This is a genomic window from Fictibacillus nanhaiensis, assembly GCF_036213205.1.
In the GTDB taxonomy this organism is placed as follows: domain Bacteria; phylum Bacillota; class Bacilli; order Bacillales; family Fictibacillaceae; genus Fictibacillus; species Fictibacillus nanhaiensis_E.
This window is the reverse complement of record NZ_JARMFC010000001.1, coordinates 571,513-584,366: the sequence shown is the minus strand read 5'-3', so window position 1 is coordinate 584,366 and position 12,854 is coordinate 571,513. Positions and strand designations below refer to the sequence as shown.

Sequence of the window (12,854 nt, the reverse complement as noted above, 5' to 3'; positions counted from 1 at the left end):
AATGGATGATTTTTAGTAAAAATGTAGTATTATAGGATTTAATAGCTAATTATGGAATTGAGGAGAAGTCATTTGATATCATTCATCATCTTACTTTTATTTACGTTGATCGTAAGTCCTGTCTTATATTTTTATCCACCAAACATTCCATTGAAATTAAAGATGACTCTTTTAGGAATAGCATTTTTGCTTGCATTGGGAGGGTTATTTGTTTTTGATATCTTATCGTACTGGCTATCTGTAGCAGCGATTGTTGCGATTGCATTTATTGCTTCATATCTAGCAGAAAAGCGGTTAGATCTTATTGATACAAACGGTGAAAAGACGGAGATCATCCTTTCTTTTTCAGATGACGTAGAGTTGGCTGACCCGAAAAGAGAAGACATCCTTACGTCTGATATGAACAGTGCACAAGATGTGGAGAGCGCTGTAACTCTTGAAGAACTGCCTGTTGAAAAAGAGATTCCAGAGTTACATCGTGAAGCGGAAGCATTAAATGAGCAGGCTATTGAGGATTTTAATTTGGAAAAAGTAGAAGAATTGGAAGTTCTGCAAGAGCTTAAGATTGAAGTGATCGAGCCGGAAGAAGTAGAGCCGGAAGTATTATTAGAGGCTAATGAAATTGAGGAGATTCAAGAAGTTATAGCACCAATCGGAGACCTGACCGAAGAGGAGTTTGCCTTTCTTTCAGAAGGAAGAGAAATTATTCTAGAAGAGGGTATAGATAGCTCTAATCCGACCGATATAAATGATGAAGAAATGATCATCCAGCGTTCAGCATTGTTAGATGAACTTGAAGAATTAGAAGAAACAACAGCTGTAGTTGAAAATTCTTCAGAAATTCATTGCGTAGAAGAGGAAGAAGAATTAGAAGCGTTTGAAGATAGTAAAGCAGAAGAAGTAGAACAGGAAATCGCTGAAATACAGCTAGAAGAAGCAACTTTAATACCAGATACTCATCCAATTGACGAGACAAAAGTGACTAATGATGAATCACTTGTTTTACATGAAGAGATGCTTAAAGAAATTGATATGGATGAGTTAGAAGTTATTTCTAAAGAAGAATTGGACACAGTCATGGTAGTTTCTGAGCAAACAGAAGTTCTTGATGATACAAACAAGATTTCAGCAGAAGAAGAGGAAGCATTAGATGAAGAAGATCATGCTAAACCATTAGTTGTGGAAGCAGAACATCATGAAGAAGTTATTCTTGAATCTAATGAATTACTAACTAATGAAGAAGCGCTAGAGGATGAAGTTGTAATAGAAGAAGTTATATCTGTAGAACAAAAGGATATGGATGTTGATGTACAAGATATGCTATTGAATACCTTGACATTTTATCAAGTACAGGCTGATACAGAATCTTATGAGGACATGCTTCAGTCGATTCTAACTCAAGCATTATCAAATAAAGATTTTTACTTGTTCTCAAAGTTTTTACTAGAGTCTTATATGGCGAGAAACAACATCGAAAAGTCTCAATCTATGCTTGATAAGATGAGAGAAAGACTCGATAGCTATCCTGTAATTATGGAAGAGATTGATAGATACGCTGGTAGTTTAAACGTTAAGAAGTAAAAAAACACAGCATAATTTAAAAACATAAAGGGTTGGGTGAGTGTAATGAAAAGAAGTAATCAGTTTATCGGACTGCCTATTATCAGTATCGCTGATGGAGCAGAGGTCGGTCATGTTAAGTCTTTAGTGGTGAATCCAAAACAAGGAACAGTCGATTTCCTAACAGTAGAACATCCAGATTGGCAGATCAGTGTTCGTGCGGTTCCTTTTAAAAAGATCGTTGGTGTAGGAGCATTTGCCGTAATGATCGAAGACAGTACATCCATATTTGATCTGACAGAGATCCCGATTGCGAACGAACTGGTACAAAAGAAAATCGGTGTTGTTGGAGCGAAGTTGATTGATAAGAAGGGTCAACTCGTTGGCGAAGCTTCAGAGTTTTTCATTAACGATGATAACGGTGTGATCCTTGGGGTAGAACTTTCTATGCCATCAAAGAAGGTTGTTTTAGCTGCAGATGAACTCATCACATATGGTCGTGATCTAATCGTAGTTAAAGAGGAAGCACAATTAAATTTCCTTGATAAACCAGAATTATTACTGAATGATCAATCAGAAATAGAGGAAGTAGCACCACAGTTAGCAATAGAAGAACAAGTTGTTGAAAAAACGGAAGAGAAAACAACTGATCATTTACAAGAAAAGCAGCTCGTGCTGTTAACTGGAAGAACAACAACAAAAGATATATTTGAAAGAAATGGCGAGCTGTTATTTCCGAATGGAACAAAGCTTCAAAAAGAAGATGTAAAAAAAGCACAAGAGAAAGGTCCTGCCGTTCTAGCTGAACTATCCATGAACGTAGTAGGCTAAAAGGCGAGCTATGGCTAAAAGAGAATTCAATCCAAAAAGCTTTCTCATGATATTTTTATCCCTTAGCCTTGCAGCTCTCTTTCTTTTCTTCTCAAGCACCTTTGCTACAGACGTATACTCTAATATTTTCGAAGAGGAAAGGTTCGGTAAGGGGGTCATGTTAGGTCCTATTTCACTTCATGATGCTACAAATGAAGAAGCATTGAGTCTTGTTAAAGACAAAATTAACAATTGGAAGCAAGGACATCCTGTCTTTCTTGTTTATAACGAGCAAAAAGCTCAGATCAGTTCGGACGCTTGGATGTTTCAGCCAGAAGATAGTCTGAAGAAAGTTTCGGGTACAACTAATAAGCTTATCGTCGAACTAAATGAAGACTCCGTTATGGATTCGGTAGCCCAATTAAAAGTTGCTGGTTTAGAAGATTTACTTATTAAAGAGATGTTGATAGCTCATCTGAAACAGATTGGAGCAGATCTTAAGACGAACAATCTGGAAATTGACATTAGTGAATTTCTTACTACATTCGGTCAAGCGGAGGAAGTTGTCAGCCAAGGTACCATCAAACTTCCTGGAGAGCACATTTTGTTAGAAGACTGGATACAGAGCTTAGAAGGATATGAAATTCAGCCAGGAAAGACGTTCTCTCTCATAAAAGCGATCGAAGAAGTTGGTTTGAGTGCACAAGATTCGATCGACATAAATGTTTTAGCTAGTGCTACCTATACAGCGGTGCAAAAAACGAACTTTACTATTGTTGAACGACATACTTCAAGAGAACTTCCGGATTACGCTGCGTTAGGATATGAGGCGTATGTAAAGCCTCAAGAGATGGACTTTGCATTTGAAAATCCGAATGCGACTTCTTACAAACTTGAGTTTGCTATCGATCAAGGAAATTTAGTTGTTTCCATTGTCGGTGTTCCGCTTACATACACATATACCGTAAAAGTGGATAAGCAGGTTTTTAAACCGAAGACGATCATTCATTTTAATGATCAGCTAGCTGACATCTTTAGTTCTGTTGTCATTAACGGCGGAAGAGAAGGCTACCTTGTGACGGTCTATCGAGAATCCTTCGGTAAAGGTGGAGAGGAAATAGAATCCCTTAAGCTTTCAGAGGATTTTTACCCGCCTAAACACCGTATTGAGGAAAGGGGCTATCCAGTCGAGGAGGAAGAGGTAACAGATCCGGCCATTCCTGAGAATGGTGTGCCAGGTATGCCTTATCCTTATCCAGGATATCCTTACCCAACGAATCCTCTTGATCCTAATAACCCAGTCACTCCAGGCATTCCTAGTAATCCCGATACGAAAAATCCGCCTGAGACACCAACTGGAGATGAGGATAAAAAAGAGGAAGATTCGAAGAAACCTCCGACCGATGTTGGAAAAGAAAACGGTGGTGAGAAGACGTGATCGTTCAGAAAAAGCGCCTAGGTGATCTTTTAGTAGAGTCTGGTCTTATTACAGAAGAGGTTTTACAGCAAACGTTAAAAGACAAAAGAAGTAACCAAAAGCTTGGAGATGCTTTTATTGAAAAAGGATTGCTTACCGAACAGCAATTAATAGAAGTTCTTGAGTTTCAGCTAGGGATCCCACACATCAGTCTGTACCGCTATCCAATTGAAGAGCAAGCGGTTGCAATCGTTCCAAGAGATTTTGCGAGACGACACTTCCTCATGCCTGTTAAGAAGGAAGCCGATAAGCTCTTCGTCGCCATGGCTGATCCAATGGACTTTACGGTTATTGATGACCTGAGACTCACTACCGGCTTCCAGATTGAGAGAGCGATATCTGCTAAAGACGATATCATTCGTGCTCAGAAGAAGTTTTATGATATAGATGATTCGATGGAAGAGTTTCTAGATCTTCTTCCACAAGGAACTTCGCTAAAAGACGATAGTCGGATGACTGAAGAAGATTCACCTGTTGTAAAGCTCGTGAACCAGATCATTCAGCAAGGTGTTCAACTTAAAGCAAGTGATATCCATTTTGATCCGCATGAAACCAAATTAGTCGTTCGCTACCGAATTGACGGGATGTTAAAAACAGAGCGAAGTCTTCCGAAGCATATGCAAAATATGCTCACCGCTCGTATAAAAATCATGGCGAATCTGAATATTACGGAAAGCCGTCTGCCTCAAGATGGCCGAATAAAAATGAATTTGGACATGCATCCTGTTGATCTGCGTGTCTCCACACTTCCGGCTATCTATGGTGAAAAAATCGTTCTACGTATTCTAGATCTCGGCAGTTCATTAAACAAGCTTGAGAACCTTGGTTTTAACAAGTTGAACATGCAGCGTTTTGAAAAGCTGATTAAGCAACCGAACGGCATCATTCTAATCACTGGGCCAACAGGATCAGGTAAATCTTCTACGTTGTATGCGACGTTAAATAAGTTAAACACTGAGGAAGTAAACGTGATTACGGTTGAAGATCCTGTTGAGTATCAGCTCGGCGGTATAAATCAGATTCAAGTAAATTCAGCTGTTGGACTAACATTTGCGAGTGGTTTAAGGTCCATTCTTCGTCAAGATCCTGATATCGTCATGGTCGGAGAGATTCGTGATACAGAAACCGCGGAAATCGCAGTTCGTGCCTCATTAACAGGTCACTTAGTGTTAAGTACGCTTCATACAAACGATTCTATTGCAACGATTGCTCGTTTAACGGATATGGGTGTGGAGCCATTCTTGGTGGCTGCGTCTTTATCTGGTGTTGTTGCTCAGCGCTTAGTTCGTAGAGTATGCCGTGATTGTAAACAAACGTATAAAGCAACAGAGCGTGAAAAAGAGATCTTCGCCAAACGTGGCATTAAAATCGAAGCCATTTCACGTGGTAAAGGCTGTGGAATGTGCAACATGACAGGTTATAAAGGTCGAATTGCTCTTCATGAGGTATTGGTGATCGACGAACATACCCGACAGCTCATCATGAACAACAGACCGATCATTGAGTTAAGAGATTACGCGATGAAAAATGGAACGATCTTCTTGATTGATGACGGGTTCCTAAAAGTGAAACAAGGCTTAACGACGACTGAAGAAGTCTTGCGTGTAGCCATCAATGAGTAGGTGCTGACATGAAGGAAAAGCTGGAACAATGGCTGAGAGCAGCCTTTCAATTAAAAGCATCAGATGTTCACTTGTCTGTCGGGATGCCTCCTGTTTTTCGAATTAACGGGGGACTGAAACGATACGGTAGTGAAGCATTAAAGCCAGAGGATACGGAACAGATTTCACAACTAGTCATCGATGAAAAGTATTATCCAGACTTTGAAGAAGCGGGAGAAATTGATATCTCTTATGGGATTCAAGGATTGTCGCGTTTCCGGGTAAACGCGTATCGTCAGCGATCTTGTGTGAGTCTTGCTTTTCGAATCATTCCAACATCCATTCCTAGTATGGAAGATCTGATGCTTCCTGAAAGTGTGCGGAAGATGGCGGGAAAACATCAAGGACTCGTGCTCGTTACTGGCCCAACAGGTAGCGGTAAGTCTACGACTCTTGCCTCGATGATCGATTTTATGAACCGGACGATGAGCCGGCACATAATTACGTTAGAGGACCCGATCGAGTACTTGCACAAACATCGAACGTGCGTAATCGACCAACGTGAAATTGGATTTGATACAAACAATTTCGCAAACGGTCTCCGCGCAGCACTTCGTCAAGACCCTGATGTGATTCTGCTCGGGGAAATGCGGGATCTGGAAACCATTGCGACCGCTATTACGGCAGCGGAAACGGGTCACCTTGTTCTAGGCACGCTACATACGACAAACGCATCATCAACGATCGATCGAATCGTCGATGTGTTTCCACCGGAACAACAAGGACAGATTCGAATTCAGTTAGCGTCCGTATTAGTCGGTGTCATGTCGCAGCGACTCCTTCCGACCAATGATGGTAAAGGAAGAAGAGCCATTACAGAGGTGTTAGTCAATACACCTGCTGTAGCGAACTTGATCCGTAATGAAAAGATTCACCAGATTCATAGTGTAATGCAGACGAGCAAGAACGCTGGGATGCATACGTTTGAGATGTCTGCCAAGGAAGCTCTTGAGCGTAACGAAGTTTCAAGAGAGTTCGTGGAGTCATATCTCCTGGAGAAAGGGGGATGAGATGGCACAATTTAGTTATGTAGGCCGTGACAAGAGCGGCAAGAAACGGACAGGAAACATTCTTGGTCTTTCAAAACGTGAAGCCGTTCTAAAGTTAAAAGAAAAAGGCATCGCTGTTACAGAAGTCCAAGAGATGAAGCAGACTTTGTTGAACAAAGAGTTAAGTATCGGGAAACAAGTGAAGTCACAGCAGTTTGTAATTTTCTTAAGACAGTTTGCCACATTACTTCGAGCAGGTGTATCTGTCGTAGATTCTACAAATATTCTGTCTGCGCAAACAGAAAGTAAAGCACTTCAAAAAGTGTTAGCAGATGTGGAAGAAGAACTTCGACAAGGAAATCCGTTATCAAGTGCAATGAGCAAACACCGAAATGTCTTCCCGCCAATGGTAATCAATATGGTTTCCGCGGGGGAAGCAGGAGGAAGTCTGGACGACACCTTAGATCAACTTGCCACTTATTTTGAGAAGCAGCATTTTACAAAACAAAAGATCATCTCCGCTATGATGTATCCGATGATTGTCGGAGTGGTTGCTGTATTTGTAGTTATCTTCCTGCTTGCAAAGGTTGTTCCAACATTTGCAGCTATGCTTCAGGATGCAGGAGGAGAGTTACCAGGCATCACTAGATTCGTGTTAAGTGCTAGTGATTTTATGCAAGAGTTTTGGTGGCTTCTGGTAATATTTGCTGTAATCATCTATTTTACATTCTTCTTTATACGCAGAAATAAATCTAGCCGATATTATTTTGATTACGCTGTTTTAAAGATACCGGTTTTCGGTAAATTGTTACAAAAATCAGCACTTGCTAGAATGACGAGAACATTAAGCTCGCTATTTTCGAGTTCTGTTCCTATCCTTCAATCTCTTTCCATTGTGGAAAAAGTTGTCGAGAACGAAGTAGTGGCGAAAGTAATCAGAGAATCAAGAAGTGCTTTAGAAGGCGGTCAGAAGTTAACGACCCCTATGAAGAAGCACTGGATCTTCCCACCGCTCGTTACGCAAATGATTTCTATTGGAGAAGAAACAGGATCTCTTGATGAAATGCTGGCAAAGGTTGCAGACTTCTATGAAAAAGAAGTGGAAACCTCAACAGATCGATTAAAAGCATTGATTGAGCCGTTGATGATTGTCTTCTTGGCGTCAGTAGTAGGAACGATTGTAATCGCTATTATCGTACCGATGTTTGAAGTGTACAAGACAGTCGGTTAACGACCACACACAAATAAAATTAAGGGGATAAAAAAATGTTGAAACTTATTAAAAAGCATTTGAAAAATGAGAAGGGTTTAACACTTATTGAATTACTAGTTGTTATCGTAATTCTAGGTATTATCGCTGCGATTGCAGTTGTTAGTATTGGCGGAATTATTGATAAAACAAAACAAAAAGCTCAAGTTACAGAAGCTGTGCAAATTATTAATGGTGCTAAGTTATCTCATTCTACTGATGGAAAAACAAGTTGGACAAGTACAACTGCTAAACCAGAGTTAACAGAATATGTGAATAATGTTAAAGATAAAGATTGGGTAGTAACTTTTTCCGGGGGAGTTTATTCAATTAAAGATCATGAATCTTTTTCAGTGGTTGGAAAAACTGCAACTGATGATGTACCAGAATCAGCTTTGACAAAATACCTACGTGGAGAATAAAAAGCAAGTACCCCTTCATTTAAGAAGGGGTACTTCTAAAATATAACATAGTATCTTTCTACGATTACATTACATTATAAGTGTAATGGTCGAAGGATAATTCAATAATTTTTTTGGTTTAGTATTTAGTCAGAGGGTGGGTACACATGAGGTTTGGTTTAGGACTATTCAACAAGAAACGAATTAACTTAATCATTCAAGATCACGTCATCCGTTATTTGGATCTGCGTCAGCCAGAGGAACTGGATGTGAAAAGCTCTGGTGAACGTTATCTGCCAGAAGGGATTATTCAGGATGGCATCATTCAAGAACGTGAAACACTTCTGACTATTTTAGAAGAATGTGTGGAAGACTGGGGCATCAAAGGTAGAGAAGTTCAATTCTTAATACCTGATAGCAAGCTCGTAATCCGTAAACATCAAATTCCCACAGAATATATAGATGAAGAAATTAAAGGCTATCTGTATTTGGAGTTTGGCAGCACGATTCATCTGCCATTTGAAGATCCTGTTTTTGATTTTGTTCTTCTTGATTCAGGTGATGAACATAAAGAGATTCTTTTATTTGCTGCTTCTGAACAGATGGTCAATGATTATTCTGCTCTATTAGTTGAATGCAAATTAAAGCCCGTTGTAGCGGATGTGTCTTGTGTAGCTCTATATCGATTGATCTATTTGAAACAGCTTACCTCGGATGAAGATCATACACTATGTTTGCAGTTTGATATTCCAGCTGTTCAATTAAGCATCTTTCATCATCATAAACCGTATTTCTTTAATCATTTAAAGATGGAAACGGACTATAAATTCTGGAACTTTAAGCACCATACAACAGGTGTGCAACAGATTGAATGGCAAGGCGATTCAGGGTTCATTCATGGATTAATAGAAGACAAGCTTGTAGAGATCGAACGAATTATTAATTATTACAAGTTTACGATTAATCAAGGAAAACAAGGTATTACTAAAGTTGTTGTATCAGGTGAACTGCCTGAGCTTTCGTACATAAAAGAAAGATTGCAATCAAAACTGAACGTACCTGTCTTTTTGCTTGAACAATCCCATCATCAACTTCCACCACAGTTTGATGTGATTTTAGGGCTAGGGTTAAAAGAGGTGCAGCTATGTTAGTCGATATTAACCTTTTACCCGTCAAAGAAAAAAAATCGTTAACCTCTGCAATTTTAATTATCGCTCTAGTAACGATGATGATAGGTTCGTTTACTTGGATTGGTCTTGACTATTATGTAAGCACAAGCACACTTCAAGAGAAGGAAAGCATCCTTCAACAAGAAAAGCTATTGGTTCAAACAGAACAGAAAAAACAAGACCAGCTTAATCTAGTCATTGATTCAGCCCCTTTGGTTGAAAAAATAGAATATATTCGTGGAAAAAAAATCGCTGCCAAAGACCTTCTGAATCACCTAGTTGCCTTACTACCAGAACGTGGTTATTTTATGAAATATGAATACAAAGATAGAACATCTATCGTAATCGAGGCTCAGTTTGACACGCTTGCTGACACGACTCACTATTTGCACGAACTTACGAATTCACCTTTTTTAGCTTCCGCTTCCATTGAGAACATGGAAACTACTAATTTTGAAGAGGTTGAAGAAGGTAAGGATATGACCGCTTTTGAAAACATACTTCCAAGGTACAGGGGACAGTATAAGATCGAATTTCAAAAAGAGAAAATACTAGAATTAAAAGGTGAAGAAAATGGAGAAGAATAAGAAATTACTTACCTATTTAGGATTGAGCTTTTCTTTTCTACTGATTGCTGGTGGTATATATGCCTATTTTGGTTTGTTAAGCCCATTGCATGAACAAATCACAGCCGTTGATTCTGAAATTCAACAACAACAAATTTTTTTGAAAAAAGCACAATCAAACGAAAAACCTATCGCTACGTCAGAAGAAAATACATTTCCTTTACAAGAAGAAGTTCCTGTAAAACCGTTAACCGATCAACTTATGTTGCAATTTGAAAAAGCGGAAGTATTATCGGATAGTTTAATCATGACGATGCAATTTACTGATGGTGAAGCTGCAGAAGATGAGCAAGAAGAGGCTGTAGCTGAAAACGAAGATGAAGTGGCTACAGAAGAAGAACCTGCAGCTGCAAACACGCCGAATGAGGATGCAACAGAAGAAAACACCACAGAAGAAAACATGACGGACGAAGAAAATGAATCAGAACAAGATCCTGCACCTGTTGCTGCTACACCTGAGGTCTTACCTGAAGGAGTAAAAAAGATAACGGCTGAGATGACTGTTGTCTCAAAGGATTATAAAGGATTATTAAAATTTATTAGTACGATCGAAGAATTAAAACGAGTTGTAGTCATTGAAGCCATCACATTTACAGGCATGGATGAACTTGATCTGGCATCTCCGGATGTAGTTCTCAATCAATTTAAATACGAAGTAACCGTATCTGCGTATTACCTGCCTGAACTTACTGAGTTTTTAAAAGATACTCCACAAAAAGAATTCCCAGCTCCAAACGGAAAAGAAGATCCACTTACGGGTGGAGAAGAAAAAGAAGAATAAACAAGAGCCAACTACCATCATGTTTGTTGGCTCTACTTGTTATTTAATGTGTTTGATTAAGAATTCTGCGTATTCTTTCGCACCAGTGAGCGTTAAATGAACACCATCGCTACCAATATACTCTGGGTGTGACTCACTCTTCGTAAACCAATCTACCACTTTAACATTGTCATAATTTGGAGCGACTTTCTTAATCGTCTCATTCACTTCCCGCTGCCAAGGCTTAGGAACACGCGTCGTAATCATATAAATATCTCGATCACCCATTAACTCAATCAAGTTATGCATTCTCTTCTCAGATAGTGGCCCGTTCGCTCCAAGCTCAATGACAACAATCTCACCTAAACTGCCTGAGCTCTTCTTCTGCTGAACAAGATCTTCTGCTTCTCTAAACTGGCGTCCGATCTTCGCATCCACTTTTGCATTCGGGAATACTTCCTCTATGTGAGGTGTCACATCAATCATGACAGAATCTCCAATGACTGAGAGTGAGCGTGTATCTTGAACAGGTTGTTTTTCTTCATCTGTTTCTTCATCGCTAGATGGTGTTTCTTCAGAAGGCTTTTCTTTAGGCTCTTCTGCCGGTTTTTCGTCTTCTTTAGCACCATCAGGCTTCGGTTCTGGTCTTACCGTATTCTCTGGCGGCGGATCTTCATTGCCGACTTTGTTTTGGATTGCAGAGATTACTTTACCTTTACTTAACGCTACTGAAGTTGTCGTGAAGCCGATCGCAGATACGCACATGAAAAGACCCAGAATACAAGCTGTTAACACAAACTTTCCGATAAACGACCGTTCACGCTTCCATTCTCCGCGTTTCACTACTCGACAGAACCTTGATAACGCACCTTTACGAATTGGATTTTCAATGTATTTCCAAGAAAGATTAGCTAGAACTAGGATCAGTACAATCTGAAATGTCGTTCTAAATAAGCTTGGCGCATCCGCTCCCCATTGAGGGCTCGTTAGAACAATAACCGGGAAGTGCCACAGATAGATGCCGTACGAACGAACGCCGACCCAGCGTAATGGTTTGAAGCTCAACCAAGTGTTGAGTTTGCTGGATGGGTGGACCATAACGGCTACTACTAATAGGGCGGCAACGGATATCGCGACCATTCCACCTTGGTAGAGAAAGTCTTGATATTGGTCTGTGCTTCCGAACATATAAAAGATAAAAGCGAGTGCGGATAGTCCGACAAAGTCTAGTTTCCAACGAATCTCAGGTGGTAGTGTGCTAGACAGTTTTCGGCTCGGCCAGATGACTGCAAGACTTGCTCCTAGTAAAAGGGAGAACACCCGCGTGTCTGTTCCATAATAAACACGACTCGGATCTGCGCCTGGTTCGTACAGAAGTGTCATCAGTGCTGCTGAAAGCAGAGCACCTGCTAGCATCATAGAAAAAAGGGATCCTTCACGCACTCTCATTTTTAATAGAACGATAATGACAAGTGGCCATAGGATATAAAATTGTTCTTCCACCGCTAAACTCCAAAAGTGGGTTAGTAGGGAAGGGGGTCCGAAGCTTTCGAAATACGAAAGATCTTGGAATATATACCACCAGTTGCTCACATAAAGAATGGCTGCAACGGTATCTTCTTCAAGTTTTTCAATCATGGATGGCTCGAATAAGGTTACGTATGTGACGACGACGAGAAGCATCGTAAACATGGCTGGCAACAACCTTCGGGCTCGGCGGATCCAGAAGTTTTTAAAGTTAATTGAATTTGTTGTTACATATTCTGAGATTAATAGGTCGGTTATTAGATATCCTGATAAAACAAAAAAGACAGTAACCCCTAGTAGACCGCCTGCCGCCCATTCGAAATTCAGATGATAGGCGATAACTGCAAGTACGGCGATGGCTCTTAGTCCATCGAGTCCGGTTATGTATCTGTTTCTCTGTAGAGGTTGTTCCATGGCTTTCGTTTGCTTAACGTTTAAGTTCGGCTGTTGGCTGCGTTTTCGTTGTTGCTTCGATTGTCGGTGTTTCATTACTGCCAGAATCCTCTCGTTTTCAATTTTTCGTCTTTTTTTGTATGTATTGCTATATGTAAATGCCGCAGACATTATTGGTCATTTTTCTACATTTTTTATGTTCCTAAGCAACTATTTTACAATAAATAATTAG

11 protein-coding genes are annotated in these 12,854 nt (G+C 39.9%); 10 read left to right on the top strand and 1 reads right to left on the bottom strand.

What is annotated here, in order from left to right; genetic code table 11:
* Positions 1 to 72 precede the first annotated feature (72 nt).
* The 10 genes from P4V41_RS02930 (at position 73) to P4V41_RS02885 (ending at position 10,723) form a co-directional block, all read left to right on the top strand.
* Positions 73 to 1,581 carry a hypothetical protein gene (locus P4V41_RS02930; RefSeq protein WP_328083333.1) on the top strand — a complete coding sequence of 503 codons (1,509 nt, stop codon included), beginning with the start codon at positions 73 to 75 and terminating at the stop codon, positions 1,579 to 1,581.
* Between the two features lie 45 nt (positions 1,582 to 1,626).
* On the top strand, positions 1,627 to 2,391 hold the full coding sequence (locus P4V41_RS02925; protein ID WP_328083332.1) for a PRC-barrel domain-containing protein: 765 nt from the start codon (positions 1,627 to 1,629) through the stop codon (positions 2,389 to 2,391).
* Between the two features lie 157 nt (positions 2,392 to 2,548).
* Positions 2,549 to 3,808 (top strand): VanW family protein, encoded by a 1,260-nt coding sequence (locus P4V41_RS02920; protein WP_328083331.1) that lies wholly within the window; start codon positions 2,549 to 2,551, stop codon positions 3,806 to 3,808.
* Positions 3,805 to 5,469: a GspE/PulE family protein gene (locus P4V41_RS02915; protein WP_328083330.1), complete on the top strand. Its 1,665-nt coding sequence runs from the start codon at positions 3,805 to 3,807 to the stop codon at positions 5,467 to 5,469. The genes P4V41_RS02920 and P4V41_RS02915 overlap by 4 nt, the downstream gene beginning before the upstream one ends.
* A gap of 8 nt (positions 5,470 to 5,477) precedes the next feature.
* Positions 5,478 to 6,518 (top strand): type IV pilus twitching motility protein PilT, encoded by a 1,041-nt coding sequence (locus tag P4V41_RS02910; protein ID WP_328083329.1) that lies wholly within the window; start codon positions 5,478 to 5,480, stop codon positions 6,516 to 6,518.
* 1 nt (position 6,519) lies between these two features.
* Positions 6,520 to 7,728 (top strand): type II secretion system F family protein, encoded by a 1,209-nt coding sequence (locus P4V41_RS02905; RefSeq protein WP_328083328.1) that lies wholly within the window; start codon positions 6,520 to 6,522, stop codon positions 7,726 to 7,728.
* A 35-nt stretch (positions 7,729 to 7,763) separates the two neighbouring features.
* On the top strand, positions 7,764 to 8,168 hold the full coding sequence (locus P4V41_RS02900) for a type II secretion system protein (RefSeq protein WP_328083327.1): 405 nt from the start codon (positions 7,764 to 7,766) through the stop codon (positions 8,166 to 8,168).
* Positions 8,169 to 8,314: 146 nt separating this feature from the next.
* Positions 8,315 to 9,298 (top strand): type IV pilus biogenesis protein PilM, encoded by a 984-nt coding sequence (pilM, locus tag P4V41_RS02895; protein WP_328083326.1) that lies wholly within the window; start codon positions 8,315 to 8,317, stop codon positions 9,296 to 9,298.
* On the top strand, positions 9,292 to 9,903 hold the full coding sequence (locus tag P4V41_RS02890; protein ID WP_328083325.1) for a hypothetical protein: 612 nt from the start codon (positions 9,292 to 9,294) through the stop codon (positions 9,901 to 9,903). The genes pilM and P4V41_RS02890 overlap by 7 nt, the downstream gene beginning before the upstream one ends.
* On the top strand, positions 9,890 to 10,723 hold the full coding sequence (locus P4V41_RS02885; RefSeq protein WP_328083324.1) for a hypothetical protein: 834 nt from the start codon (positions 9,890 to 9,892) through the stop codon (positions 10,721 to 10,723). Before P4V41_RS02890 ends, P4V41_RS02885 begins: the two co-directional genes overlap by 14 nt.
* A gap of 39 nt (positions 10,724 to 10,762) precedes the next feature.
* On the opposite strand, the gene P4V41_RS02880 is transcribed toward P4V41_RS02885, so the two are convergent.
* A complete protein-coding gene (locus P4V41_RS02880; protein WP_328083323.1) occupies positions 10,763 to 12,718 on the bottom strand; it encodes an acyltransferase family protein in 1,956 nt (651 codons plus the stop codon).
* Positions 12,719 to 12,854 lie beyond the last annotated feature (136 nt).

What these genes read in the sequence shown, in the direction of transcription:
- P4V41_RS02925 (WP_328083332.1), top strand. Translation starts at nt 1,627, where the DNA reads ATGAAAAGAAGTAATCAGTTTATCGGACTGCCTATTATCAGTATCGCT.
- P4V41_RS02920 (WP_328083331.1), top strand. Translation starts at nt 2,549, where the DNA reads ATGTTAGGTCCTATTTCACTTCATGATGCTACAAATGAAGAAGCATTG.
- P4V41_RS02910 (WP_328083329.1), top strand. Translation starts at nt 5,478, where the DNA reads ATGAAGGAAAAGCTGGAACAATGGCTGAGAGCAGCCTTTCAATTAAAA.
- P4V41_RS02905 (WP_328083328.1), top strand. Translation starts at nt 6,520, where the DNA reads ATGGCACAATTTAGTTATGTAGGCCGTGACAAGAGCGGCAAGAAACGG.
- P4V41_RS02900 (WP_328083327.1), top strand. Translation starts at nt 7,764, where the DNA reads ATGTTGAAACTTATTAAAAAGCATTTGAAAAATGAGAAGGGTTTAACA.
- pilM (WP_328083326.1), top strand. Translation starts at nt 8,315, where the DNA reads ATGAGGTTTGGTTTAGGACTATTCAACAAGAAACGAATTAACTTAATC.
- P4V41_RS02890 (WP_328083325.1), top strand. Translation starts at nt 9,292, where the DNA reads ATGTTAGTCGATATTAACCTTTTACCCGTCAAAGAAAAAAAATCGTTA.
- P4V41_RS02885 (WP_328083324.1), top strand. Translation starts at nt 9,890, where the DNA reads ATGGAGAAGAATAAGAAATTACTTACCTATTTAGGATTGAGCTTTTCT.
- P4V41_RS02880 (WP_328083323.1), bottom strand. Translation starts at nt 12,718, where the DNA reads ATGAAACACCGACAATCGAAGCAACAACGAAAACGCAGCCAACAGCCG.